Source organism: Paenarthrobacter sp. YJN-D, assembly GCF_015040335.1.
In the GTDB taxonomy this organism is placed as follows: domain Bacteria; phylum Actinomycetota; class Actinomycetes; order Actinomycetales; family Micrococcaceae; genus Arthrobacter; species Arthrobacter nicotinovorans.
This window is the reverse complement of sequence record NZ_CP053549.1, coordinates 1,969,486-1,995,669: the sequence shown is the minus strand read 5'-3', so window position 1 is coordinate 1,995,669 and position 26,184 is coordinate 1,969,486. Positions and strand designations below refer to the sequence as shown.

General features: G+C 63.7%; 26 protein-coding genes. 15 read left to right on the top strand and 11 right to left on the bottom strand.

Annotated features, from left to right (window positions below; all coding sequences use genetic code 11):
• Positions 1-14: 14 nt before the first annotated feature.
• The 5 genes from HMI60_RS09405 to HMI60_RS09385 form a co-directional block, all read right to left on the bottom strand.
• A complete protein-coding gene (locus tag HMI60_RS09405) occupies positions 15-1,085 on the bottom strand; it encodes an alkene reductase (protein WP_110505851.1) in 1,071 nt (356 codons plus the stop codon).
• Between the two features lie 79 nt (positions 1,086-1,164).
• Complete coding sequence (locus HMI60_RS09400) at positions 1,165-1,851, bottom strand: hypothetical protein (protein ID WP_146230320.1); 687 nt, start codon at positions 1,849-1,851, stop codon at positions 1,165-1,167.
• Between the two features lie 55 nt (positions 1,852-1,906).
• Positions 1,907-2,491, bottom strand: coding sequence for an SIS domain-containing protein (locus HMI60_RS09395; protein ID WP_039240495.1), 585 nt, complete (start codon positions 2,489-2,491; stop codon positions 1,907-1,909).
• Between the two features lie 60 nt (positions 2,492-2,551).
• A complete protein-coding gene (locus HMI60_RS09390) occupies positions 2,552-3,055 on the bottom strand; it encodes a hypothetical protein (RefSeq protein ID WP_193591023.1) in 504 nt (167 codons plus the stop codon).
• 154 nt (positions 3,056-3,209) lie between these two features.
• Complete coding sequence (locus tag HMI60_RS09385) at positions 3,210-3,413, bottom strand: hypothetical protein (RefSeq protein ID WP_193591022.1); 204 nt, start codon at positions 3,411-3,413, stop codon at positions 3,210-3,212.
• 135 nt (positions 3,414-3,548) lie between these two features.
• On the opposite strand from HMI60_RS09385, the gene HMI60_RS09380 reads away from it, so the two are divergent.
• Positions 3,549-4,724 (top strand): zinc-dependent alcohol dehydrogenase, encoded by a 1,176-nt coding sequence (locus HMI60_RS09380; RefSeq protein WP_193591021.1) that lies wholly within the window; start codon positions 3,549-3,551, stop codon positions 4,722-4,724.
• 24 nt (positions 4,725-4,748) lie between these two features.
• Here HMI60_RS09380 and HMI60_RS09375 read toward each other — a convergent pair whose 3' ends face one another.
• Positions 4,749-5,759 carry an SDR family oxidoreductase gene (locus HMI60_RS09375; protein ID WP_193591020.1) on the bottom strand — a complete coding sequence of 337 codons (1,011 nt, stop codon included), beginning with the start codon at positions 5,757-5,759 and terminating at the stop codon, positions 4,749-4,751.
• Between the two features lie 108 nt (positions 5,760-5,867).
• On the opposite strand from HMI60_RS09375, the gene HMI60_RS09370 reads away from it, so the two are divergent.
• Positions 5,868-6,053, top strand: coding sequence for a CsbD family protein (locus HMI60_RS09370; protein WP_018777112.1), 186 nt, complete (start codon positions 5,868-5,870; stop codon positions 6,051-6,053).
• A 155-nt stretch (positions 6,054-6,208) separates the two neighbouring features.
• On the opposite strand, the gene HMI60_RS09365 is transcribed toward HMI60_RS09370, so the two are convergent.
• Positions 6,209-7,936 (bottom strand): cytosine permease, encoded by a 1,728-nt coding sequence (locus HMI60_RS09365; RefSeq protein ID WP_193591019.1) that lies wholly within the window; start codon positions 7,934-7,936, stop codon positions 6,209-6,211.
• Between the two features lie 196 nt (positions 7,937-8,132).
• Between HMI60_RS09365 and bioB the strand changes: the two genes are divergently transcribed.
• From bioB to fdxA, 12 genes are all read left to right on the top strand, one after another.
• Positions 8,133-9,155, top strand: coding sequence for a biotin synthase BioB (gene bioB, locus HMI60_RS09360; RefSeq protein ID WP_193591018.1), 1,023 nt, complete (start codon positions 8,133-8,135; stop codon positions 9,153-9,155).
• 268 nt (positions 9,156-9,423) lie between these two features.
• Positions 9,424-9,903, top strand: a complete 480-nt coding sequence (locus HMI60_RS09355) for a very short patch repair endonuclease (protein ID WP_039240121.1) — start codon at positions 9,424-9,426, stop codon at positions 9,901-9,903.
• 334 nt (positions 9,904-10,237) lie between these two features.
• On the top strand, positions 10,238-10,618 hold the full coding sequence (locus HMI60_RS09350) for an Hpt domain-containing protein (RefSeq protein WP_018777108.1): 381 nt from the start codon (positions 10,238-10,240) through the stop codon (positions 10,616-10,618).
• An 89-nt stretch (positions 10,619-10,707) separates the two neighbouring features.
• Positions 10,708-11,307: a helix-turn-helix domain-containing protein gene (locus HMI60_RS09345; protein WP_018777107.1), complete on the top strand. Its 600-nt coding sequence runs from the start codon at positions 10,708-10,710 to the stop codon at positions 11,305-11,307.
• A 161-nt stretch (positions 11,308-11,468) separates the two neighbouring features.
• Positions 11,469-12,797 carry an MFS transporter gene (locus tag HMI60_RS09340; protein WP_193591017.1) on the top strand — a complete coding sequence of 443 codons (1,329 nt, stop codon included), beginning with the start codon at positions 11,469-11,471 and terminating at the stop codon, positions 12,795-12,797.
• 10 nt (positions 12,798-12,807) lie between these two features.
• Positions 12,808-14,190 (top strand): FAD-dependent oxidoreductase, encoded by a 1,383-nt coding sequence (locus HMI60_RS09335; protein WP_193591016.1) that lies wholly within the window; start codon positions 12,808-12,810, stop codon positions 14,188-14,190.
• Positions 14,187-15,437 carry a CaiB/BaiF CoA-transferase family protein gene (locus tag HMI60_RS09330; protein WP_055974404.1) on the top strand — a complete coding sequence of 417 codons (1,251 nt, stop codon included), beginning with the start codon at positions 14,187-14,189 and terminating at the stop codon, positions 15,435-15,437. The genes HMI60_RS09335 and HMI60_RS09330 overlap by 4 nt, the downstream gene beginning before the upstream one ends.
• The gene (locus tag HMI60_RS09325) at positions 15,434-16,240 is read left to right on the top strand and encodes an enoyl-CoA hydratase-related protein (protein ID WP_193591015.1); all 807 of its coding nucleotides are present in this window, start codon (positions 15,434-15,436) and stop codon (positions 16,238-16,240) included. The genes HMI60_RS09330 and HMI60_RS09325 overlap by 4 nt, the downstream gene beginning before the upstream one ends.
• Before the next feature lie 63 nt (positions 16,241-16,303).
• Positions 16,304-17,245, top strand: a complete 942-nt coding sequence (locus HMI60_RS09320; RefSeq protein WP_193591014.1) for a dihydrodipicolinate synthase family protein — start codon at positions 16,304-16,306, stop codon at positions 17,243-17,245.
• Complete coding sequence (locus HMI60_RS09315) at positions 17,245-18,057, top strand: SDR family oxidoreductase (protein WP_018777101.1); 813 nt, start codon at positions 17,245-17,247, stop codon at positions 18,055-18,057. The genes HMI60_RS09320 and HMI60_RS09315 overlap by 1 nt, the downstream gene beginning before the upstream one ends.
• A 21-nt stretch (positions 18,058-18,078) precedes the next feature.
• On the top strand, positions 18,079-19,578 hold the full coding sequence (locus tag HMI60_RS09310; protein WP_193591013.1) for an aldehyde dehydrogenase family protein: 1,500 nt from the start codon (positions 18,079-18,081) through the stop codon (positions 19,576-19,578).
• Positions 19,579-19,584: 6 nt separating this feature from the next.
• On the top strand, positions 19,585-19,869 hold the full coding sequence (fdxA, locus tag HMI60_RS09305; RefSeq protein WP_110505861.1) for a ferredoxin: 285 nt from the start codon (positions 19,585-19,587) through the stop codon (positions 19,867-19,869).
• Here the strand turns inward: fdxA and HMI60_RS09300 are convergent.
• Entirely contained in the window at positions 19,866-20,609 is a 744-nt protein-coding gene (locus HMI60_RS09300) for a response regulator transcription factor (RefSeq protein ID WP_018777098.1), read from the bottom strand. The genes fdxA and HMI60_RS09300 overlap by 4 nt on opposite strands.
• Before the next feature lie 99 nt (positions 20,610-20,708).
• Between HMI60_RS09300 and HMI60_RS09295 the strand changes: the two genes are divergently transcribed.
• Positions 20,709-22,376, top strand: coding sequence for an ATP-binding protein (locus tag HMI60_RS09295; RefSeq protein ID WP_110505862.1), 1,668 nt, complete (start codon positions 20,709-20,711; stop codon positions 22,374-22,376).
• A gap of 3 nt (positions 22,377-22,379) precedes the next feature.
• Here HMI60_RS09295 and HMI60_RS09290 read toward each other — a convergent pair whose 3' ends face one another.
• From HMI60_RS09290 to HMI60_RS09280, 3 genes are all read right to left on the bottom strand, one after another.
• Positions 22,380-22,634 carry a PLDc N-terminal domain-containing protein gene (locus tag HMI60_RS09290; RefSeq protein WP_018777096.1) on the bottom strand — a complete coding sequence of 85 codons (255 nt, stop codon included), beginning with the start codon at positions 22,632-22,634 and terminating at the stop codon, positions 22,380-22,382.
• A gap of 35 nt (positions 22,635-22,669) precedes the next feature.
• Positions 22,670-23,878 (bottom strand): restriction endonuclease, encoded by a 1,209-nt coding sequence (locus tag HMI60_RS09285; protein ID WP_039240112.1) that lies wholly within the window; start codon positions 23,876-23,878, stop codon positions 22,670-22,672.
• A 73-nt stretch (positions 23,879-23,951) separates the two neighbouring features.
• Positions 23,952-26,183 carry an McrB family protein gene (locus HMI60_RS09280; protein ID WP_055974383.1) on the bottom strand — a complete coding sequence of 744 codons (2,232 nt, stop codon included), beginning with the start codon at positions 26,181-26,183 and terminating at the stop codon, positions 23,952-23,954.
• Position 26,184: the final 1 nt, after the last annotated feature.

Below are 26,184 nucleotides of genomic sequence, written 5' to 3'. Positions count from 1 at the left end.
TGGCGTGCTGTGGGTTAGTTCGCGTAGAACGGGTAGTCCGTGTAACCCTCGGCGCCGTCCGCGTAGAACGTCGAAGCGTCCGGTTCGTTCAATGGCAGGCTTTCACGCCAGCGGCGGGCAAGGTCCGGATTCGCGATGGCGGGACGGCCAACCACTACGGCGTCGGCGAGACCTTCTTCGATGATGGCGAACGCTTCATCGCGGGTAGTGATCTCGCTAAAACCCGTGTTGACCAGGAAAGTGCCGTTGAAACGCTCGCGAAGATCCTGGACCAGCGCACCCTTGGGCTCGTGGTGCAGGATGCTCAGGTACGCGAGGTTCAGCGGGGCGATGGTGTCCACCAGCACTTCGTAGGTGGCCCGGACGTCGGTGGCATCCGTCTCGGCGATGCCCTGGACGTTGTGCTCCGGGGAGATCCGGATGCCAACGCGGTTGGCACCCAAGGCTTCAACCACAGCGTTGACGGTCTCGATCACGAAGCGTGCGCGGTTCTCGGGAGAACCACCGTAGCTGTCGGTACGGACGTTGGAATTCGGGGCAAGGAACTCGTGCAGGAGGTAACCGTTGGCGGAGTGGAGCTCGACGCCGTCGAAGCCTGCCTCAATAGCGTTCTTCGACGCTGTGACGATCTCCTGGATCACTCCGGGGAGCTCGTCAGTGCGGAGTTCACGCGGCACGGGGTAGGCCTGCTTGCCCTGCGGGGTCCGCACCTCACCGTCAATGGCTACCGCGCTGGGAGCCACGATCTCGTGGCCACCAGTGATGTCGGCATGCGAAACCCGGCCGCCGTGCATGATCTGGGCGAACATCCGGCCACCCTCTGCGTGAACGGCATCAGTCACCTTTTTCCATCCGGCAATCTGGTCCTCGGTCACGAGGCCAGGCTGCCCCGGGTAGGACCGGCCTGCCGGCGTCGGGTAGGTTCCTTCGCTCACGATCAAGCCCAAGGAGGCGCGTTGACGGTAGTGCTCGGCGATCAAGGAACCGGGCACACCCTGTTCGCCGGCGCGGAGTCGCGTCAGCGGGGCCATTACCAGTCGGTTGGAAAGTTCAAGCTCGCCGAGGGCCAAGGGGGAAAACAGCATGCGCAGTTCCTTTCAGAATGAAACAGGTTCACTGCGCACAACTGCATGGCGTCTGCAACTATTCCGGCTGAGTGGCAGATCACATCCTCGTGTCCGCTCCTGCTTCGCCAGGCCCCCCCGCTTGCTGATCCAGCAGCGCATTCACCCTGCGGAGGTAGGAGCCCCAGTAGCGGCGGTATTCTTCTCCTTCCAAGGAGAAGTCACCAGAGACTTCAAGGTCGCTCTCAATGGTCAGCCGGGATCCGTCTCCGGTGCCCTCCAGCCTGTACCTCGTCAGCATGTCAGGGCCGACCGGCACCCGCGGGCGGGTGACGGCCAGCTGCTCCGGAACCTCTTCGACGACTTCCAGTACGCCGATGTAGCCGTTGCGGTGGAAGAAACACTGAAGTTCGCCCGGCCCATCCGGAATAGCCGGCACGGACAGGGCGTGGTACACGCCGTCCTCCAAGGAGAGGGACGATTCAGCAGGGCGAATGACGGCCCACACGGCGGACGGTGAGTGTGCAAAATCCTCGGAGGCAACGACGGTGGTCGTCGTCGACTCCCGCGCGATGGCCCCGGGAGACCCAACAGCGCTCCCGGCCTTGCTTTTCCGCCCAAGCATCACCCCCTGAACGAAGGTCAGCAACAGGCCACCGACCACCAAGGCAAGAACAGGGATGCCCCGGTTGTCGTTGCGCTGCAGCATGGATGCACCAAGGACACTAAGGGACACCAGCCCTGAGAGCGCCAGCACCGCAAAATAGCCAATAACAGTACTTTTCACAGGGATAGAGTGTCACGGCCACGCGCCCAGCCCGGGCTGACACACGCCGCCGCTGTTACTTGGTCAGCTCCCGCATGGACTCGTCGAAGCACTCACAGAGGGCAAGGACGGCCACCAGGTGCGCTTCCTCGGCATGTGGGGGGTCCGTGTTGATGTTGATGGCTTCACTGACGGATTGGGCCAGGTCCTTGGAGTCCCTGCCTGTCAGAGCCCACACCTTGGCGCCGGCGGCTTTGGCAGCGGTCGCGGCGTTGCGGAGATCGTCCGTAATCCCCTTGGCAGCCAGGAGCACCACGATGTCTCCCTGCCTGACCACTGAGGGAATTTGGTCACTGATGGTTTCCCCGGTTTCCTTGCTGGCGACGATGGCCGTGAACGAGCCGGGGCTGCCGTCGTGAGGATGCGCAGCGCCATGGGCGGTCAGCTCGGAGGTAAAACGGTCGGCTTCGTGGGCTGAGCCGTCGCTTCCGGCAGCGAACACACTGCCTCCCCGCAGGCGGACACGGGCCAGCTCTTCGCCCCACTCGGCGAGCCTGGACGACTCCCGGCGCAATGCCGCCACGGCCGGGCCGATCTCACCAAGGTGGCCAAGGACGACGTCGACCGCATGCCGGTTCGCCTTCGACTCCGTACCGCGGATCGCCTGACCTGTCCGTCTCACCACAATGCTCACTTTCCTACCTCCGCTTCGTCGTTGAAACTACAGGTTCCTTTCATCCTCACGCGTCGAGCGGTCGCGCCTGCTCCGGTCGCGTGTGAGCCGCTCACCCTCAGCCAGATTGGAGCGGTCAGATGAACCGTTCACGTCCTCGGCACGGTCCGCGCCGGCAGTGCCGCGGTCGTTTGCGCGGCTGGCATCGGCGGGCCGGGCCGAAGCGGCATTCGGATCAAGCTTTTCGGCATGCCGAAGGTGTTCCTCGACGCGTCCGTGCGCTTCGTGGGCCTTTTCCGCGTGCTTTTCGGCGTCCATACGGAGCCGGTTCGCTTCGGCTTCAGCTTGCAAAGCATTGGCCTCGGCTTGGGCAGCATCCGCTTTGGCTTGATGGGCGCCAATGGCTTCTTCCTGCGCCTTTTCGCGCAATTCCTCGGCCCTGCGATGGTTGACTTCGGCCTTCTTGCGGCGTCCGACGACGACCGCGAAGATCACAGCGGCGATGACCACCACGGCCAGCACGATGATCAGTACCAGTTGTCCTGTATCCATAAGGATTACCTCCCTGGTGAGCGGGCTTCTGTGGGCGCCGCTCGCGGCCCTCGCTGTGCTTAATGTCCGAGTCGTACCCAGATCGGGTTATTCCTAAACGTTTCCGGGTCCGCCTCTCCTTTATGGTAGCTAGTTATCAGGTTACTTACTAGTTTCAGCTGCCGGTCTCCTCCGGATCTTCCCTGGCACGCTTCGCGTCCGGCGTCTCCCCGGAGTCATCCGGGACAAAAGTGGGGTCCAGTTCAGTTGTGAAGTCGCCCGATCCGGCGGTGCCTTTGTCATGTTCGACGGCGGCAGGCGCCGCTTGCCCGGACTGTTCCGCTGGCGTCTCTTCAGCCTTGTTTGCTTCCTCGCTCATGGCCTCAATGTAGGCTTCGCCGGGGAAGCCTGTCGAGAGCGGGCGACCTTGTGCCTCGGCATGATCTCTGTTTCGCTGGGAAGGTCTCCAGAAGAGCGGGACCTACCCCCAGCAGCACAGCAGGGAGATCCAAAAGTGAAAGCAGTGACATGGCAAGGCCGGCGCTCACTCAGCGTCGAAGACGTTCCGGACCCCTCCATCCAGGAGCCCACGGACGCGATTGTCCGGATCACCTCCACAGCCATCTGCGGCTCGGACCTGCACCTGTATGAAGTCCTGGGACCGTACATGCATAAAGGCGACGTCATTGGCCACGAGCCCATGGGCATCGTGGAAGAAGTGGGATCCGGGGTCCATCGCCTCAAGAAGGGCGACGGCGTGGTTGTCCCCTTCAATATTTCGTGCGGGCACTGCTACATGTGCAACCTCGGCCTGCAGTCCCAGTGCGAAACCACTCAGGTCAAAGCAAAGGGTTCTGGAGCGGCTCTGTTTGGCTATTCCGAGCTGTACGGCTCCGTTCCGGGCGGACAGGCCCAGTACCTGCGAGTGCCCTTCGCGGACTACGGCCCCGTGAAAGTGGACTCGGACGCGCCGGACGAGCGTTATCTTTTCCTCTCCGATATTTTGCCCACCGCGTGGCAGGCAGTGGAGTACGCCAATGTTCCCGAAGGTGGAACCCTGGCGGTCCTGGGCCTGGGACCGGTAGGCCAGTTTGTCACCAGAATCGGCCTGCACAAGGGCTTCCGGGTCATTGGCGTCGATCCCGTTCCGGAACGGCGTGCCATGGCAGAGTCGCGTGGTGTGGAAACGCTGGACTACAGTTCGGACGTTTCCGGAAAAGTCCGCGAGGAAACGCTTGGCCGGGGGCCCGACGCCGTGGTTGACGCCGTGGGCATGGAAGCGCATGGCTCCCCGGTGGCTTCCTTCCTTCACCGGGCGGTATCCCTCCTTCCGGACAAGCCCGCACAGGTCGCCATGGAGACCATGAGTGTGGACCGGCTTGCCGCGCTCCACACGGCCGTGGATATGGTCCGCCGCGGTGGCACCATTTCCTTGAGCGGCGTCTACGGCGGCCAAGCCGACCCCATGCCCCTCATGACCATGTTCGATAAGCAGATCCAGCTCCGCATGGGTCAATGCAATGTACGCAGCTGGATGGACGACCTGCTCCCGCTGGTAGAGGACGACGCCGATCCCCTGGGAGTGATGAACCTGGTCACGCACACCGGTGGCCTGGAGGAGGCGCCTGCACTCTACGAGAAGTTCCAGAAGAAGCAGGACGGCTGCATCAAGGTGGTGCTGAAGCCCTGACGGCGGGACGGGTATCCCGGACGCCTACGCCAGAGGCTTTCCGCCCGTGACACCGATGACCGAGCCCGAAATGTAGCTGGAATCCTCGGTGGCCAGCAGCACATAGGCAGCCGCGAGTTCGGCGGGCTGTCCGGCCCGGCCCAGCGGAATGCCCAAAGGGGACTCCCCCCGTTCTTCGTGGGCTGGATTCTGCGCGGGCCGGACGGACGGTTGCGCCGTTGTTCCTATGTCCCCGGGAGCAACGGCGTTGACGCGGATCCCCCGGGGTCCCAAGGCTTCGGCCAAGGAAAAAGTCATGCTGTTGACGGCTGCTTTGCTGGCGGCAAAGTCGATCAGCCACCGGCCGGGTTGGTAGGCCTGGTATGAGGAAGTGTTGATGATGGCAGCCCCGGGCTGCAGATGCGGCAGTGCAGCCTTGCAGAGCCAAAACAGGGCGTAGACGTTGGTTTTGAAGGTCCGGTCGAACTGTTCGTTGCCCAGGTCTTCAAGACCATGGCTGGTAAAGAGCTGATAGCCGGCATTGTTCACCAGGACATTGAGTCCGCCGAATTCAGCAACGGTCTGCGCTACGGCTTCCTGGCAGAACTCCTCGTCCTGCAGGTCACCGGGAAGGGCGAGCGCCCGGCTTCCGGCGTCTTCGATGAGTTTGACGGTTTGCTCGGCCTCCTGCTCATCCTCCGGAAGATACGTAAAGGCGACGTCGGCACCCTCCCGTGCGTAGGCGATGGCCACGGCCCTGCCGATACCGCGTTCACCGCCGGTGATCAACGTGCGCATGCCCATCATCCGGTGGTGGCCAACATAGTTGCGCTCGCCGTAGTCCGGGCGGGCAATCGCGGCCTCAGCCCACCCCGGGTCCTGGAGCTGAGGCCCGCTGGCTGCGGCCGGGTTTGCACCGACAGGAGCTTCGGATTCCCGGGCGTCGTCTTTGGGAGGATCCTCGGAAGGGCGGATTACCTGGTTCACCAAGGCCATCGCAATGTCCTCGTCCAAGTCCGTTTGTCCCGATTCCCCATTCGGGGTGTCCTGAACCATGGCTTCAGTGTAAGCATCCTGGCCGCTGGCGGAGTACGTTCAGGAAGTACCCAGAATTGCTCGTTAGCCTAGCAATTGTCAGCGTTGGACTACATCGAAGGAGATCCCATGGGACTCGGAGACAAGATCAGCAACAAGGCACAGGAAGTCACCGGCAAGGCCAAGGAAGCCTTGGGTGACGCCACGAACAACGAAAAACTGCAGGCCGAAGGTGTTGCCGACCAGGCAGCAGCCAAGACCAAGCAGGCAGGCGAGAACGTCAAGGACGCCGCGAAGGACGCCTTCGACAAGTAAGCCCCACAGCTCGACCAACAAACGCAGAACACACAGCAGAACGCCCCGGCTCCCCCAAAGGAAGCCGGGGCGTTCTGCGTCGGCCAAGCAGGTAGCAATCAATGCCGTCCGGGTTCTGATAACCGCGTCGGCCGCTCCCCGTGGGGCGGGTCCGGCTACTTTTGAGCGGGAAGGACCAGGCCGCCCGACTTGTCCGTGGACAAGGCGAGGGACGAGATGTACTGCGGTTCGCCGTCGGGACCGTCCTGGCCGGAGCGGAGCATGTCGGGGCGTTCGAACTCCAGGCCTGTGACGTGGCAGAGGAGCTTGGCGTCGCTTGGGTTGCCGTCGGCGTCGAACATCGGCAGCTCGATGCCGTCGTCGGTGCGGCGCAAGTAGTAGCGGCCCTTGGTCGCCAGAGCCAGCACCGGCGGCAGCACCAACGCCAGGCCCACAGCGAAGATCGGCGAGAACGGCTGGACGGCGGAGCCGAAAGCACCGAAGAACACCGCGATGGAAACTCCGGCGGAAACCAGCATGGACACGAAGCCCACCGGGTTCACGGCGTACAGCATGCCGCGCCGGAATTCCGGAACCTTGGGCGAGATCTTCAGCAGGTACTTGTTGATGGCAATGTCCGAGGCTACCGTGACCACCCACGCCATGGCGCAGTTGGCGTAGAAGCCCAGAATGGTGTTGAGGAACTCGAACATGTTCGACTCCATGAGGATCAATGCGATCACCAGATTCACCACCACGAACACCATGCGGCCCGGGTAGGTCTTGGTGATGCGGGTAAAGGAGTTGGTCCAGGCAAGTGATCCGGAGTAGGCGTTGGTCACGTTGATCTTGATCTGCGAAATGACCACCAGCACCACGGCCAGGGTCATGGCGAGCCAGGCCGGCATCATCTCTTCGTAGACGCCCAGGAACTGGTGGACCGGCTCATTGGCGTGGACTGCGGCTGCGGGGTCGAGCTTGGCGATGAGGTAGATGGCGATGAACAGGCCGATGATCTGCTTGATGGCGCCGAAGATCACCCAGCCCGGCCCGGCGAGGATCACTGCACGCCACCAGGCGCCCTTGTTTTCGGCGGTCTTGGGCGGCATGAAGCGCAGGTAGTCGATCTGCTCGGCGATCTGGGCCATCAGGGACAGACAGACGCCTGCGGCCAGCATCACCGACGCCAGTTTGGGTCCGCCGTCGCCCGAAGCACCGGTGAACGCGAAGAAGGCGTCGATGCTCTCAGGGTGCGAAAGAAGAAGGTAGCCCACCGGAACCACCATCAGAAGGAGCCATAGGGGCGTGGTCCATACCTGCAGCGTGGCCAGGGTCTTCATCCCGTAGATCACCAGCGGAATGATGATGATGGTGGACACGGCATAGCCGATCCACTGCGGAATGCCCAGGCCCAGCTGGAGGCCCTGGGCCATGATGGAGCCTTCCAGGGCGAAGAAAATAAACGTGAAGGTGGCAAAGATGATGTTGGTGACCACCGAGCCGTAGTAACCAAAACCAGAGCCACGGGTGATGAGGTCAAGATCGATGTTGTAACGGGCCGCGTAGTAGGCAAGCGGAAAACCTGTGGCGAAGATGATCACTGCGGCCACGATGATGCCGAAGATGGCATTCACCGTTCCATAGGCAATCCCGATGTTCGCTCCAATGGAGAAGTCGGCCAGGTACGCAATTCCACCCAGGGCGCTGGTTGCCACCACGCCGGCGCTCCACTTCCGGTAGGAACGCGGTGCGAACCGGAGCGTGTAGTCCTCCAGGCTTTCTTTCGCTGCGCTCATTGCGTCGGCGTTGCCTGACGCTGGAACGGTTGAGGTGCCGTTGACGACGGCGGGGCCTGCCGCCGTCGTCGGCTCCAGCGTTGCGGTACTCGTCGTGTCGTCGCTCATGCGGGCTCGCTTTCTTCGTGGGTCCTGGGCTCGTCCACGACGCTAGTCACGCAGCGCGTCAATTCAGTCACGGGCGTGTTTCGCAGTTGTAACTTCTGCATCAGGGCTACCAAAGCTTCCATTACCAAAATCCCGGATCACCCTTTGTGCGCACCCCACAAAATGCCCTTCCACCTGCACGGATACCGTCGAGGACATGACCCACGCACCCCAGGAAAAGACCGTCCACGCCATTCTTGACACCGCCCGTCGGCAGGTCCTGGAACGCGGCGAGGGCCTGAACGAAGACCAGCTTGTCGAGATTCTGCGGCTGCCTGATGAGGCCATCCCGGCGGCACTTCAACTCGCGCACGAAGTTCGGCTGAAACACTGCGGCGAGGACGTGGAGGTGGAAGGCATCATCTCCATCAAGACCGGAGGCTGCCCTGAAGACTGCCATTTCTGCAGCCAGTCAGGACTGTTCGACTCCCCCGTCCGCGGGGTCTGGCTGGACATCCCGGAACTCGTCAAGGCAGCCAAGGAAACCGCCGCGACAGGTGCCACGGAGTTCTGCATCGTCGCCGCCGTACGTGGCCCCGACATCAAGCTCATGAACCAGATCAAGTTCGCGATCGACCGCATCAACGAAGAAGTGGACATCAACATCGCGTGCTCCCTGGGCATGCTCACCCAGCGCCAGGTGGACCAGCTGGCCGGGTGGGGCGTGCACCGGTACAACCACAACCTCGAAACGGCCCGCAGCTACTTTCCCGAGGTCGTCACCACGCACAGCTACAAAGAACGCCTCGAAACCTGCGTCATGGTCAAGGCTGCCGGCATGGAACTCTGCTGCGGCGCCCTGATCGGCATGGGCGAATCCGTGGAGCAACGCGCCGAACTGGCCACCCAGCTCGCCGCCCTTGAACCGCACGAAGTCCCCCTGAATTTCCTCAATCCCCGCCCCGGAACGCCTTTGGAGAACCAGGGGATCATGGACGGCAAGGACGCCCTCCGCGCCATCGCCGCCTTCCGCCTCGCCATGCCACGCACCGTGCTCCGCTACGCGGGAGGACGCGAACTGACACTCGGCGACCTCGGCACCCGGGAGGGTCTCCTCGGCGGGATCAACGCCGTCATTGTCGGCAACTACCTCACCACCTTGGGCCGTCCTGCCAACGCCGACCTCAATCTCCTGGTGGAGCTGAACATGCCCATCAAGGAGCTCCAGAAGTCGCTGTGAGGGCCGCGGTGCCGCCCGCCTACTGCGGGCACTGCGGAGGTGAGGGCCCGACGTCGGACGCTCACCAAAGCTGCCGACAGCAGTTGGTGATGGAGCCGCCGCGCTATTGCCCGGCGTGTCGGAGGCGCATGAAGGTCCAGGTCACGCCGTTGGGATGGACAGCCGAGTGTTCACGCCACCCCCTCACGAGTTTTTGTACAGATAATGCTCCCAAAAGCGCCCCATAAGGCCATTATCTGTACAAAAACTCCCTGGGTAGAGTGGTCTTATGGGCGAGAGCCGGGACCTGTTGACACCGGAGCAGCGCAGCCGCAACATGTCCAAAATCCGGGGAAAGGACACCAAACCGGAGTTGCTGGTCCGCAGGCTCCTGCATGCCAAGGGCTACAGGTATCGCCTGCACGGCCAATCCGGCGGATCAAAGCTCCCCGGCCAGCCCGATCTGGTGTTCGCCGGCCGCCGCAAGGTCATCTTCGTCAACGGCTGCTTCTGGCATTTCCACGACTGCAAGGCCGGCCTGCATGCTCCTGCCGCGAATGCGGACTTCTGGGCGGCCAAGCGTTCCCGGACCCGGGAGCGGGATGCCCTGCAGCGGGAGCAACTCGGTGCGTCCGGCTGGCAGGTGCTGACGGTCTGGGAATGCGAGCTGAAGGATCTTCCGGTTCTCGAAAACCGCTTGACGGATTTCCTGGGCAGGCGCGCCGGCTACGGCCTGGAGGACGTTGAGGGGGCAGACTCGACGGGGTGATCGGAGCCAACACTGTGTGATCCCTGCTCCCAGAGAGCATAGGCTGCGGTCCCGCCGATGCCGAGGAGGATCGCCAGGCAAAAGGCAATAGTGACCATCAGCCCAGGCGATGGGCGAGCACTGCTGTCCACGCTTTTCCCCTCTCCTTGGTAGACGCTGGAAGGTCCCCCGGATCAGGGATTTCTTCTGTTCGCCCTACTCTGCGGCCCGGGAATCAAGACTCCCTCTGAGTCCGCTCAAGATTGGATCAAGCTTCGCTTTTATGGCACTTCCGCTGTTCCACGGGTTCTACTGTTGAAGCGTGAATCGATTGTTCGGAGGCGGGAGGGGTTTGGTGTCTGAGTATGACGAGTGCACAGACGCCTTGGTGGATCACACCGTTCTCACTGGACTCCAAGCCGAGCTCGGCGGCGACCCCACCATCATCCACGCGTTCGTTCGCAATTACGTGGCCCTGCTGCCCTGGCGGGTTTCCCGGCTGCATCGCGCCCTGGACAATCTCGACATCGAAGACGCCATGGACGCGGTCCTGAGCTTGAAGACGTCCAGCCATATGGTGGGGGCGATCTGCATGGAGCGCCTGGCGACGGAACTGGAGATGAGCATCCGGCTGCTGCCCACTGCCGATCACCTGCACGAACTGACGGATCAAGTCCGTGCGATCGAGAACTTCGTCTTCGGGACCATCCGGGAGCTGGAAACCCCGATTCCGTAAAATTCTTCACCTTAATGAAGAAAACCATTGACTCGCTAAAAATCTTCACTATAGTTGTGTGAGTTAGCTCACCAACGAAGGATGCGGCAATGACCACCGAGACTCCTGCCCCACCAGCCACCAGCGAACTGCTGGCGACTGTAGGAAACAAGGTGCGCACCATGCGCAAGGCAAAGGGCATGACCCTCGCCCAACTCTCGGACATTACAGGCCTCAGCCAGGCAATCGTCAGCCAGATCGAACGCGGCATGGCCAACCCTTCCTTCACCACGTTGGCCCAGCTGGCCCACGGCCTGGACATCCCCGTAGGGAGATTCTTCATAGGCCAGGACGAATCAAAGTCCCCCGTGGTCCGCAGGTCCGATCGACGCAACCTGAAGAACGTCACGCGCGAATCCGTCGGTGAAGCAGTACATGAACTGCTCACCCCGAACCGCGATGGAAGCATCGAAGCACAGTGGATCAGCACGCCCCCAGGGCACGACACCAGCGACACCCCTTTTACCCACAGCGGTGAAGAGTTCTGCTACATCATCTCCGGCCGTAAAGACGTCTATTTGAACGGCGTCTGCTACAGCCTCGAAGAGGGCGACTCCATCACCTACTCCTCAGAGATCCCCCACTGGTACAAGAACAGCTACGAAGAGGTATGCGTAGCCATCTGGGTCAACGCACCACACGCGTGGTAACCCTGCCGCCGTACAACGGCGCCGGCGTTTTCCCTTAACCGTCCGGGCACGAACACGTGGCCGCTGACACTCCTTGCCACTTTCGCATCAAACGCCTCCAACGGGCGTTCCTGCGTCATACCCTCCCACGCCCTCCCGGGCGTCAGCGTAAGGACACTTCCATGCTCGACATCCAAACGGACAACGTAGTCCCCTCACCCAAAACCCATGAATCCACTGCCGTGAAGAACGCCAGGTTCACCCCGGAAGTCCGTAAGGGCCTCCTCGGACTTGGCCTGGGCAACGCCCTTGAATGGTACGACTGGATGGTCTTCGGCCTCCTGTCAGCCTTCATCGGCCCCAACTTCTTCCCCAACACCGATCCCCTCTCGGCAACGCTGAACGCCTTGGCCGTGTTCGCCGGCGGGTTCGCTTTCCGCCCCTTGGGCGGCATCCTCCTGGGCACGCTGGCGGACCGGATCGGCCGACGACGCGTCATGCTCCTGTCCATCATGCTGATGGCAGGCACCACCCTAATCATCGCTATCACCCCGAGCTACGCAACCATCGGCCCTGCCGCCGGCATCATCCTCCTGGTGTGCCGCGTCCTGCAGGGAATCTCGACCGGCATCGAAGCTCCGCTCTCCACGTCCCACGCCGTGGAACTGGCACCGGAAGGCCGCGAAGGGTACGTCGCAGGCATCATGTCCTTCTATGTGAACATCGGCATCCTCATGGCCTCCCTGGTCAGCTTCCTCTGCAGCCTGGTCATCGGCGGGACCGCCATGGGCGAGTGGGGTTGGCGGGTCCCGTTCATCATCGGCGCCCTCTTCGGCTTCGTGGTCCTCTACCTTCGCCGTTCCCTCCCGGAAACCCTCAAGCAGGAGGAAATGGCAACCAACACCCCCCGCGCAGTCTGGAAGGGCGTCGGCAAGCACTGGTTGTCCGTCCTGGCCATCATCTTCGTGGTGGGCGCGGCACAGGCCTACAACTACGCCTGGAACGTAGGCCTCCCCAGCGCCGCCCGCAGCGGATTCAAGGAAGATCCCACCGCTGTATTCGCCCTGACCACCATCCTGGGCGTCATCCTGGTCATTGGCAGCTGGGTCATCGGAAAACTCGCCGACGGCAAAGCGATGTCCACCTGGTTCCTGGTCACCCGCATCCTTGCCATCCCCGCGGTCTTCCTGATGCTGCTCTACGTACAGCCGGGCATCGGAGGCTTCGCGGCAGTCCTCCTGGGCGGCTCGATCGTTCTGGTGCTCAACATGACCCTCTACAACGTGGTCAGCTCCTCCCTGATGCCCAAGAACATCCGCGGCACCGGCGTAGCCCTCGGCTACGGGATCGGTGTGGCCCTCTTCGGCGGAACCGCCTCCTACCTCCTGGTCTGGTTCCAATCACTGAACCTCAGCTGGATCTTCCCGGTCTACGTGGCCGTCCTGTCCATCCTCAGCATCGTTTTCTACATCGCCGCCCGCCGCAGCAACGGCATCTTCGTCGGCAAGTAAGGACTTCACCATGAACCCGCTCGAACACCACACGTCCCTCGAACTCAGCACTTCGACGGCGGACCTCACCGCCCCGGTCATCTCCCGCTCCGATGTCCTCGTCGTAGGTGGCGGGCCCGCCGGTGTGGCCGCCGCCGTAACCGCAGCGCGCTCCGGCGCGAAGGTCACCCTGCTCGAACGCTACTCATCCCTGGGTGGCCTCGCCTCCGGCGGCATGGTCCTTGTCCTCGACGACATGATCAACGGCCAGGAAATCACCGTCACCGGCATCGTCTCCGAGTACGTCGAACGCCTGCAGAAGCTGGGCCTGGCCATCGTCCCGCCGGCCGATGACCGCAAGACCTCCGAGGAACTCTGGAACAAGTGGGGGCGCTTCGGCACCTTCGACTTCCACTCCCACACCAACCCCAAGCCCATTTGCTACGCCGCCGCCTTCGACCCCGACGGCTGGAAGCGGGTATCCAACGACCTCGTCCGCGAAGCCGGAGTGGACCTCCGCCTGCACTCCTGGTTCTCCCGTCCCATCGTGGACAACGGCGTGATCAAGGGCGTCATCTGCGAAACGAAACTTGGCCCGCAGGCCTTCATGGCCGACGTCGTCATTGACACCACCGGTGACATCGACGTCGCATCCCGTGCCGGTGCCAGCTACGCCAAGGACAACTACCTCACCACCTTGGTCTTCCGCCTCGGGAACGTCGACACCAACGCGGCCGAAGCCTTCGAGCAGGCCAATCCGAAGGAAGCCCGCGCCATCAACCGCAAGATCAAGCGCCTCCTCGGCGGCGCCTGGGAACTGTGGTGGCTCAAGACCCCCATCGACGGCGTCGTCTGGTGCAACGCCCCGCACATGACCGGTTTCGACGGTGTCGACCCCGCCGACATGACCGCAGCAGAGTTCGCTGCCCGCGACCGGATCTCCGAGGCCGTGGATTACGTCCGCGCCAACCTCCCGGGCTTCGAAAACTGCTACATGCTGGACGTCGCCTCCCAGATGGGCGTCCGCCAGACCCGGCTCCTGCAAGGCGAATACGTCATGACCAAGGACGACATCACCCAGCGCCGCCACTTCGCAGACACCGTGGCACGCGGCCGGGACTACTACTACCCCTACCGTTCTCTGCTGCCCAAGGAAGTGGACCAGCTCCTGGTAGCCGGACGGCACTACTCCGCAACGCCCGAGGCCCAGAAGATGTCCCGCGAGATCCCGCCCTGCATGGCCATGGGCCAAGCCGTTGGCGTCGCGGCGGCTCTCGCCGTCGAGAACAACGTCCTGGTCCGCGATGTCGCGGCAGCGGACATCCAGCAGGGCATGCGCCGCCACGGTGCAGACCCGGGCGACGTCCCGTCGTCGAACGCCACCGTCGACTCCGAAGCAGCGGTGCCGGCATGAGCACCGTGACCCTGGAACAAGCAGAACACACGACGGCGGCACACGCCGCAGAGTCCCGGGCACCCATGCGGCTCCCCCTGGACGGCATCAAGATCGTGGACTTCACCCAAGTGTTCATGGGCCCGTCCTGCACCCAGCTGCTGGGCGACTACGGTGCCGACATCATCAAAGTGGAACGGCCCGGCGCCGGCGACATTTCCCGCAACTCCTTCCCGGACCAGGACGGGCAGGACAACCCGATCTTCCTGTCCATCAACCGGAACAAGCGCAGCGTCTCCGTAGACACCCGCACTGATGAGGGACGCGAGGTACTGCACAGGCTCATGGCCGACGCAGACGTCGTGGTCAGCAACTTCCGCTCAGGCGTCATGGAACGCATGGGCTTCGGCTACGAGGAACTCAAGGAGAAGAATCCGGGCATCATCTGGGCCTCCGGTACCGGCTTCGGCCCCGTTGGACCCTACTCGCACAAGGGCGGCCAGGATGCGATCGCCCAGGCCTATTCCGGCGTGATGTGGCGCCGCGAGTCCGAAGACGCCAAGCCGGCCATCTACCCCACCACCCTGTGCGACTACATCACCGGCATGCACCTCATGCAGGGCATCCTGCTGGCGCTGCGTACCCGGGAGACCTCGGGCACCGGCCAAAAGGTGGAAGTGACCATGTACGACTCCATGCTGCACCTCCAAATGCAGGAAGCGTGCATGCAGCTCAACCGCGGCTACGAGGTCAACTGGGGTGCCATGCCTTTGAGCGGAGTCTTCGAAACCACCAACGGCGCCGTGTGCATGGTGGGTGGTTTCACCCCGGACCCGTTGGCCCGGATCTCCGATGCGCTGGACCTCGACGAGGACCTCACCGAACGGCCCGGGTTCGCCACCTTGGAACAACAGTTCAAGAACAAACCCGCCCTCCAGGCAATCTTCCGGGAGCACTTCGCCACGAACACCACTGAATACTGGACCGCGAAGCTTGAGGAACAGGGCCTGCTGAACGCCCCCGTGCACACCTTGGAGCAAGCGCTCGCCGACGCACAGACCGAAGCCAACGGGATGATCGTCGAAGCTGAACATCCGACGGTGGGCACCGTGAAAATGCTGAATGCTCCCATCCGGCTCTCCGCCACCCCTCCCACCATCCGCAGGACAGCACCCCGGCTGGGCGAGCACAACGTCGAGGTCCTGCTGGAAAACGGCTTCGATGAGGAAACCATCGAACGCCTGCAGCAGTTGGGAGTCCTGCGATGAGCGTCGTGGTTGAAGAAACCGTGGACGAGGTCACGCTGACGATCACCGGTGGAGTCGCCACCGTGGTCATCGACCGGCAGGGCGTGCTCAACGCCGTGGACGGCGCCACGCACGCACGGCTCAACGAAATCTGGGCCCGGCTGGAGGCAGATCCATCCGTGCGGGCCGTGGTGGTCACCGGCGCCGGGCCTCGCGCGTTCTGCGTTGGCGCCGACATGTCGGCAGAGGCAGTGGACAAGACCGGGCTGGAATACTGGGCAGGACTGGACCCCAACGGCTTCGGCGGCCTCAGCCTCCGCACCAGCCTGGACATCCCCGTCATCGCCCGGGTCAACGGGTATGCCTTGGGCGGCGGCATGGAAATCGTGCTCGGCGTAGACATCGTGGTGGCGGCCGATACCGCGAAGTTCGGTTTGACCGAACCCCGGGTCGGGCGCTTGGCGCTCGACGGCGGTATCCATCAATTGGTGCGACGTGTCCCCTACACGCAGGCCATGGGAATGCTGCTGACCGGACGCAAGGCCGATGCTGCCGAAATGCGTTCCATGGGGCTCGTCAACGAGGTGGTACCCGCCGAGGAACTCGACGCCGCAGTCCAGCGCTGGGTGGACCAGATCCTTGCCTGCGCGCCCACTTCGGTCAAAGCCGTCAAACAAATGGTCAGCCGGACCGGCCACCTCACGGCCAAGGAAGCCCGGGGCATGCGTCTTCCCGCCCTGATGGCCGCGCTGGACAGCGAGGACTCCGTAGAAGGCGTCCGGGCCTTCCAGGAGAAGCGTCCGCCTTTGTGGCCCGGCCGCTGAGTAAGCGCCCACCACCAGCCACTTCAGGCACCACAGCACCGCATTTGCACTGAAAGGAACCACATGCCTCTCTCTTCTGCGCCCAAAAACCGTGAATCCCTCCCGCCCGGCGTATGGGGCGTTGTCGCCACGCCGTTCCAAGGCAGCACCCTGGACGTGGACCTGGACAGCCTCGCCGGACTCGTGGAGCACTACGAGGCCATAGGGACAACCGGCCTCACTGTCCTGGGCGTCTTCGGCGAAGCGGCCTCCCTGACACCGCAGGAACGCCGCGATGTCCTGGAAACGGTTATCGACAGCACCACCCTTCCGCTGGTGGTGGGCATCACCGCTCTGGCCACCCGGCCGGCCATCGAAGAGGTCCTGGCCGCACAGCAGATCGCCGGCCCGCGCCTTGCCGCGGTCATGGTCCAAGCGAACTCGCCCCGCGCCGAAGCAGTCATCGCCCACCTTGATGCCATCCACCGGGCAACAGGGGCGAAGGTTGTCCTGCAGGATTATCCCCTGGCCAGCGGTGTCAGCATCCCGACACCGGCATTGATCACTGCGGTCAACGCCTGCGCCTCGGTCATCGCAGTCAAAGCCGAAGCCCCGCCCACCAGCGTGGCCATCGCGCAGCTACGGGCCGCCGTCGGGGTTTCCATCTTCGGCGGCCTGGGCGGCCAGGGCCTCCTGGATGAACTCCTGGCAGGCGCAGCCGGTGCCATGACCGGTTTCTCCTATCCGGAAGCCCTCATTTCCTGCGTGCGGGCCTGGCAGGACGCCGGATATGCAGCCGCCGAACGCGAACTGCAGCCGTACCTGCCACTTATCAACTTTGAGCAACAGGCGAAAGTTGCCCTCGCCATCCGCAAGGAATGCCTTCGCGAGCGCGGCCTTATCAAGGACTCCGGCGTCCGTGCACCGGCGGCCGGATTCCCGGACGTGCTGCGCGAGGCCATGAACTTGCACCTGGCAGAAGCCGCTGCCGCACTGGCAGCACACACCACAGCAGGGAGCATCTGATGGATCTGGGCATCGCAGGAAAGACAGCGCTCGTAGCGGCCTCGACAGGCGGGCTTGGGTTGGCCGCTGCACGGGCACTGGCCGCCGAAGGCGTCCGGGTGGCAGTGGTGGGCAGACGGCGTGAGCGGGCCAAGGAAATCGTTGCCGAACTGCAGGCCGCCTACGGCACGGGAATGCTTGGCAGCACCGGCTTCGACGCGGTCGCGATCGAAGCTGACCTGGGCACTGAGGAAGGCATCGAATCCGCCGTGGACCAGACCGTGGCAAACCTCGGCCCGATCGACATCCTGGTCCTCAACGGTCCCGGGCCCAAGCCCGGCGCCGCCGCGACCCTGAGTTCGGCGGACATGGCAGCGGCTTTCGACCTCCTGGTCAAACCCCATCACGCCCTGGTCTCCAGGGTCTTGCCGGGAATGCGTGAACGCCGCTGGGGACGCATCCTGGCCATCGGTTCCAGCGGGGTCACTGCCCCGCTCCCCAACCTGGCGGTCTCCAACACCGGTCGTGCCGCGCTTGCCGGCTACCTCAAGACCCTCGCGGCCGAAGTCGCCTTGGACGATGTCACGGTGAACCTGCTCCTTCCCGGCAGGATCGCCACGGACCGCGTTGCCCAATTGGACCAGGCCGCCGCCAAACGCCGGGGTACCACACTGGAGGACATCCAGCTCGAATCCCGCAAGACCATACCCGCCCGACGGTATGGAGAACCTGCCGAGTTCGGTGCCGCCGCGGCCTTCCTGTGCAGCGCACCGGCGTCGTACATCACCGGAGTCGCGCTCAGGTGCGACGGCGGCCTGATCCGCAGCCTGTAACCCATCTACCTAAGGACCGACATGACCTCCACGACTTTTGATACCAGCCTCACAACCGGCGACACCCCCGGACCACACCTCACCGCCCAGCACCTCATCAACGGCCAATGGCTCGGCGAGGCCGGAACCAGGCGGATGAACCCGGCCCGTCCGGATGAGCTCGCCGCGCTCTCCCCCAGCGGCTCCGCCCAGGACGTGGACGCCGCCATCACGGCCGCTGCTGCCGCGCAGCCTGCGTGGGCCGCCCTGCCCGCACCGGCTCGCGGTGCCATACTGATCGCAGCCGGAAACCTCCTCCTCGACCGCCAGGCCGCCATTGCCGAGGATCTGGTCCGTGAAGAGGGCAAGACCCTGGCCGAAGCCAAGGGCGAAGTGAAACGGGCTTCCGACGTGCTCCGCTTCTTCGGCTCCCTGGGCTGGGCCGCCACGGGTGAAGTCCTGCCCAGTGGGCTTCCTGACACCACCATTACCACCCGCCGCGAAGCATTGGGCGTTGTCGGGCTCATTACGCCTTGGAACTTCCCTATCGCCATCCCCGCCTGGAAGACCGCACCGGCCCTCATCAGCGGCAACACCGTGGTGATCAAACCCGCCGAGCTCACTCCCCTCTCGGCCACGCACCTTGCCCGCGCCCTCCAGGATGCGGGACTCCCGGCGGGAGTCTTCAATGTGGTCCACGGCAAGGGCCGCATCGTGGGCGATGCCCTGGCCCGGGACACCCGGATCGCCGGGCTGTCCTTCACCGGCTCAACCAAGGTAGGTCTCGGGCTGCAGGAAATCCTCAACGCACGCCGGGCCCGTGTCCAGTTGGAAATGGGCGGCAAGAACGGGGTCCTGGTGCTGGACGATGCCGATGCCCGCAAAGCCGCGCAGGTGGTGGCCGCCGGGGCATTCGGGCTGACGGGCCAGGCGTGCACGGCAACGTCGCGCGTCTACGTGACACCCGGCATCCGCCCTGCCTTCCTGGAAGCCCTCGTAGCGGAAGCGGCCACCTACAACCCCGGGGACGGCCTTGGCAGTGGTGATTCGGGTGAAGCCCGAATGGGGGCCGTGGTGAGCAGGCAGCAGTTCGAGCAGGACCAGGACGCGGTGCGGACCGCCGTCGAACGCGGTGCGACGCTCCTGCACGGAGAGTACGACGGCGACCCCACCGGTCCGCTGTTCCTCGCACCGGCCGTCCTCACGGACCTGCCGTTCGACGACGCCGCAGTCACGGAGGAGATTTTCGGTCCGGTAGTGGCCGTGCTCGAGGTTGCCGACTACGAAGCGGGACTGGCCGCCATCAACGATTCCCGGTACGGCCTCACGGCAGGAATCTGTACGGACTCGCTGGCGTTGGCCACCGACTTTGCTGCACGGGCACAGGCCGGAGTAGTGAAAGTGAACCGTCCAACAGCGGGCCTGGACCTGAACGTTCCCTTCGGCGGAGTCAAAGATTCCTCCACCAACACGTTCCGCGAACAAGGCCGCTCCGCGCTGGACTTCTTCACTTGGGGCAAGACCGTTTACACAGGGGTGTAGCCCGCCATGAGCTACGTGATCGCCCAGCCGTGCGTGGATGTGAAGGACAAAGCCTGCATCGACGAGTGTCCGGTCGACTGCATCTACGAGGGTGACCGTTCACTGTATATCCACCCCTCGGAGTGCGTGGACTGCGGGGCCTGTGATCCGGTGTGCCCGGTGGAAGCGATCTACTACGCGGACGACGTCCCGGACGAGTGGGCAGACTATGTCCGGGCGAACGCCGAGTTCTTCGAGGATCCGGCCCGCGACCATTCTGTGGTCGCGGCCGAGCCCTTGCGGGTTGCCTAGTTGTTGTTGACGGCCGGGGCGAGCCGGTACCCGACGCCGCGGACCGTCTCGAGCCACCGCGGGCCCTGGATGCTGTCGCCCAGCTTCTTGCGCAGGTTGCCCATGTGCACCTCAACGGCACGTTCGTCCGCGTCGCTGACGTAACTGCCGACGTCGTAGGGTTCGTTGCGAAGGCGACGGGCGAGGTCGGCTTTGGTCCGCACAATCCGGCCGGTTTCCAGGAGCGCCAGCAACAGATCGAACTCTGTGCGGGTGAGCTTCAACTCGGTGCCGTTCAGGATTGCCGTGCGGGAACCGGCCGAAACGGCCAGTCCGTTGTGGATCATCTCGGGATCCGCTTCTTCCGGCGCGCTCTTGGTGTCCGACGACGCACGCGGCCTGCGCATCATGGCCTCCACCCGGGCACGCAATTCGCGCGGCCGGAAAGGCTTGGTGAGGTAGTCGTCGCCACCGGCCTCCAGGCCCATGAGAGTATCGAGTTCCTCGGCGCGGGCCGTGAGCATGATGATGTAGGCGTCGGAGGACTTACGGATCTGCCGTGCGACCTCGAAGCCGTCGATGTCAGGAAGGCCGAGATCCAGGGTGATGACGTCCGGGTTGAGTTCGCGGGCCGACGTCACACCGGCAGAACCCGTCGACGCCGTGTGAACATCAAATCCTGCTTGGGAAAGAACTACCCGCACCAACTCGCGAATATCCTGGTCGTCTTCAATGACCAGCCCCACACGTACTTCACTCATCGCTGCCCCTCAGCCCCTTCGATAACCTCAGAAGTATATCCGTTATGGTTAGGCTGATCTCATGAACCGAATTTCTTCCGCACCCGTGGTGGTTGTGCCATGACCCAACCCTCAGCTTGGGATATTGGTGAAAAGAAGAAATTGTTGATTTTTCAGCGCTCGTTCCACGAACATACCCTGCGGATGCGGGTTGTCCTCAGTCAATTGCCGTTATCGGTGTGTGTCTGTCTTTCGGCAATTCTGGTGTGGCTGTTTTTTCCCGCCACACTCGAAAACCCGTTGTTCCTCATCTTCCTGCTGAGCCAGGCATTCCTGTTGGCACTGTGCATTGTGGTTCCTTGGCACCGCCTGCCCTTCGCCAGCTTCCTCACCATCCCCATCCTGGACATGGTTTCCATAGCCTTCGGCAGGGAAGGCGGACAGGAGGCGCTTACCGGCCTCAGTGTCCTGGTGGTGTTGCCTGTCATCTGGTTGTGCGCTTCCGGCCTCTACCCGCGGCTGGCCATCGTCATGTCCTTCCTGGGCCCGCTCGGAATTGTCTGGGTACCGGTCTTCCTTCATAACCAGGTCAGCGAACAGGCCCTCACCAAACCCCTGCTGTTCCCCATCCTTATCCTCGGCATCGGCGTCTCGGTGAGTGTGCTCACCCTGAGCATGGTGCGCCAGCAGCGCGTCCTGGAGCAAAAGGACGAGGCCCTGAAAGAAGCGCTGGGTATCAGCACCAAACAGGAACGGCTGCTGAACACCGTCATGGAAGCCCTGCCGCTGGGCGTGGTGGCTGTTGACGGCGACGGGCACGACATCCTCATGAACAGGCGCCAGCGCCAGACCCACGCATTGGCCACACCGCCGGACAACGACGACCCCAACGAATCCCAGCTGCTGGTGTTCGACATTGACAGGAGCACTCCCCTGCCGCCCGACCGCCGGCCGGTGCGGCGCGCCGTCCTGGGCGAACGCTTCACGGACCAGCTGGTCTGGCTGGGTACAGGAGAGGAACAGCGGGCCTTCACCACCAGCGCCCGTCCCATGCTGGACGACGCCGGGAAGTTCGCGGGCTCTGTGGTGGTCTTCAGCGACGTCACGGATCTGGTGAATGCGCTGGCAGCCAGGGATGACTTCGTGGCCAACGTCTCCCACGAGTTCCGCACCCCGTTGACGTCCATCCTGGGTTACGTCGAGCTGATCCTGGACGACCCTGCTTTGGATGCTCATTCCCGCAAACAACTCGACGTCGTCAGACGGAACGCGGAGCGGCTGCTGACCTTGGTTTCGGACCTGTTGGCGGTGCGATCCGGACAGATCGTCATTCAACGACACACGGCAGACGTTGCCGAATTGGTGCGGGGAAGCGTCACCTCCGCCGAGCCCCGCGCAGCCAAGGCCGGCATCCGGCTCTCGATGGACCTGCCCGATGCCCTGGAAGCACGCGTGGACTCATCACGCCTGGCCCAGGTCCTGGACAACCTGGTGTCGAATGCCATCAAGTACTCCCCCGACGGCGGCGATGTGGAAGTTGCGGCCTGGGAAGATGAGGACTTTGTCTTCTGCCGTGTCACCGATACGGGCATGGGCATGAACGAGGAAGAACAGGCCGAGGCCTTCACCAAATTCTTCCGCGCCGGCGGGGTCCGCAAGAGCGCCATCCCCGGGGTTGGGCTGGGACTGCCCATCAGCAAGGCCATTGTTGAAGCGCACGGCGGGACCATCACCTTGGAGAGCGAGCCCGGGCGCGGAACCACCTTCACAGTGAAGATGCCCGCCTAGCTCTCAGCGTTTTGCCGGGGTGCCGCCCACCAAGCCGGATTCGCGTCGCCTGCCGAACAGGAAATAACTGACCGGCCCAAAGAAATTGATGAACGAAAGCGCACGCCACATCACTTTCTTCCCCCTGATGTTCGAGTCCGGGGTTTTGGCGATGCTTCGCTGCGCTGCCACCAGCAACGCCAGGTTCACAGCCCCACTGACCAGCACAGAGATGCGCTGCCCTTTGCTCATATCACGCCACGTTTTCTTGCCGGCCATGGTGCCTCCTCAGGGCGAAAGGTCTACTTCACAGGCTAGTCCGACGCCGATCGTCCCGCCACAGCCTGGCGCACTACTTCGCCCCACGACTGTTCAGCGAGGTCTGCCACTGCAGCAAGGATTTCCGACGGCGGCCGGGACAGGTCCAGCGGGTACTCCACGATGTCGATGTCCGTGTTCAGGATGCGCCGCAGCTTCACTTCCCCCGCCCCGGCATAAACCAGCCAGGCCGTAGGGACCCGCAGGGCGGTGCAGTAGGCCAGCAACTGGTAGTGGTCAGCGCTGAGGGAAGCCCCGGCGTCGGAAGCTGCCTTGTATTTGGAGTCGTACACCACCACCGGGCGGCCGCCCAGGAAGTGCACGGCATCCGGCCGGACGGTCAAACGATCCGAATCCCGGACGGCCTCGTTCAGGAGCGCGCCGTATTGCAGGCGCATCTCTCCCGGGTGGGCTGCCATGGCGCTTCTGAGGGCGGTCCCCACGAATTCCTCGAACACCTGCCCCATGTCCACCACGAATGACGCCGTCTGCTGCCTGCCCTGGCCTGCCTCTGCCGAGGCATTGCGCAGGATGACTTCAGCCAGGCGCAGCACCGCGTGGAATCTCAGGTTCATCCGGCTGGCCCGCCACGGCGGCAGCGGCGCGCCGGGCTGAAGGCGGGTCACGGCGTCGAGCTTTCCCTTGAGCTGCCGCAAGCGGCTCAGGACGTCGGGACGGACCCCGGGAACCTGGCCCATGCGTTCCAGTGCGGCCCGGAGGATCCTGTTCTCGGCGATGTCCTCGGTGAACTCGTCATAGGAGACCTCCAGCGGCACCATCATTCCGGGACGCCGTGAGATCTGGTCCGAGATCCGGATACGGCCCTTGACGGTGCGCAACGACTCTTCGACGGTGAGGTAGCCCTGCAGAACCCCACGGCTGAGCGCTTTATCGGCCAGCTGCGCCAGGGACTCCGCCAGCGCACTCCACAGGTCCGGGTGCTCCACGGCTTCCACGGAATGGTCGCGAAAACCTTGGTCCCCGGCGTAGCTGAGCAGGAACAGCAAGCGGCTAAGGCCCAAACGGTCCTTGGGCCGGACTTCCAGTTGCACTGTGGCCGTCCGAACGGAGCCCACCTTGCCCGCGGGCTCAATGCGGTAAAGGCCCATGCCCATGGGGGATGCCTTGGCCAGCCCGCTGGTGTTGATGAAAGCCGCGGATTCGGGATCGAGTTTTTCCACCACCCCGCCCGAGAGCTCGTCCATGACGATGTGCCGGGGCCCCTTGTTGGCGCCCCGGGCACTGGACGGTGCCCTCGCCGGCCTTGGGGGGATGGCGTTAGCGGTCCCCAAGACGTCCCAGCAACTGGTCCAGGCCGAAGCGCTCTTCCAACTGGGCCCGGTTCAGCTGCCCGTGGTAGTGCTCTTCCAGCAACGGCATGAGCTCGTACTTCCAGATCCGGCGCAACCCAGTGGGGTTCTGGGCGGCGTTCTTCATGAAATACGAGGGTCCGATCATGAGGTCCCGGTCCCAATCGTCGATCGAATCATTAAGGGCATCCAGCAGGTCCGCGTTGAGGGTGTCCAGCCCGCGGGCCTCCAGGAAGCGGCGCAGCGAACCACGGACCGGTTCCACCTTGGGGTGCAGCTCGATGAACGCGAAGCGGCGGCGGATGGCCGCATCCATCATGGCGATGGAGCGGTCCGCGGTGTTCATGGTGCCAATGATGTAGAGGTTGTCCGGCAGGCTGAAGGGCTCATTGGGGCTGTACTGCAAGTAGATGCGGTCGTCCCGGTACTCCAGCAGGAAGTACAGCTCACCGAAGACCTTGGCCAGGTTGGCGCGGTTCATCTCGTCGATGATCAGGAAGTACGGCTTGTGGGCGTTTTCCGGCTTTGCCGCTTCCTCGGCGAGTCGCCGCAACGGTCCGGCGACCAGCTTGAAGGACACCTGCCCGTCGTCGGTCTTGTCCGGCCGGTACCCCTCAAAAAAGTCCTCGTAGGCGTACGACGGGTGGAACTGGACCAGTTTCACCCGTTCATCGGTGTGGTCACCGGCGAGCTCAGCGGCCAGGTGCTTGGCGAGGTAGGTCTTGCCGGTCCCCGGAGGGCCGTAGAGGACCAGCTGGCGGTTCTCTTCGAGCAGTTCCGCGATCTCCTGCAGCGGCTCAAGGTCCATGTGGAGGGACGCTGCGAACTCTTCGGTCAAAGGCCGGAAGCCCTGCTGCACAACCTCGACGGCGACAGTGGGCGGCGCTTCGTCCTCGCCGTCGGTTTCGGCTTCCACGGGGAGCAGTTCCTGCAGCGCCTGGATGACCCTGGTGACATCGACGAGGATGCCGGGGGTGGACAGCTGCCGCTGGGCGTGGCGGGGAAGTTCGGGGATGGCATAGCTGTCGTCGAACCACCGGACTTTGCGGCGGATGCGGCGGTTGTCCTCGTCGTGCTCCGGCTCGCCAAGGACCACGCCAACGCGCACACGGCCGGCATGCTGGTACAGCGTGAGATCGCCGGGCTTCATGACGGTGAGGAAAGCGAAAACAGCCGTCTTGGTGTCTTCGCGTTCCACGTAGCCCAAGTGTTTGTAATCCTCGTCCACGGCGTGCTGGACGACACCGGCTGTGACGCCCGCGGTCAGGGTGCGGAGGTGCTGCACGTCCAGGGTTGCCTTCTCTTCGGCGACCCAGGAAGCGAGCAAATCCGCGTTGTCATGGTGGGTCCGCAGGAGCCAGGACCGGCGTCCCGGGTCTCCCACTTTGCGCCATTGGCTCACCAATTGCCGTGCGTACCAATCGATGCGCTGCCCGGCCTGCTCGTCCAGGTGCAGCCGGATGCGGTGGATGTCCGCTGTGATGTCCTCATCCGTGTCACCCTTGGCACCGCCCACCAGCGAGGCGAAGGCGTCCCGGATTTCCTGGCGTTCAACGTCAGCCACCACGGGCTCGAAATAACTTGGCCACACCAAGTACTCGATGCTCCGGCGCAGGGCAGGCTGGTCATCGGGCGTTGCTGCTGCCAGTTCGTGGAACATCAAAGGGTCCGCGAGGGCCCTGTTGATGGTTGCCGTGCTTTGGCTGTCCACGTGGGCTACGAAACGGCACAGCCACTTCAGGTGATCCCAGATGGTCCAGTTGAATTCTGCGGTACGGTCGCGGATCACCCCGTGGTCCGTCATGCCCTCGTACAGTTCTTCCGGAAGCTCGATGGGCGGCTCAACCCACGACGCAGCCTCGGCTACCCGGGCGCGCTTGACCCTCAGGGACTTGACCTCGTGCGCCAGCGGCAGCGACTGCAGGAAGAGCAATTCGACGGCCAGCAGCTTGGCTTCCCGGGAAGCGCCCTCCAGATTGTTCCGAAGGTTGGTCATCATGGGCGCCTTGGAGTCTTCCACCCCGCGCTCGAGCCTCTCGAGGAGCTCGGCGGCAGCATCCGCAGTCCAGGTGAGCGTCCGGCCATCCAGCGCCGAGGGTTTCCCGTGAAGCGCCGGACCGAGCACATACCAGGCTGCGTCCTCGATCTCCTTGGAGACTCCGGGGGCGCGGTCAATGGCAGGTTTCAGGGAGGGAATCACC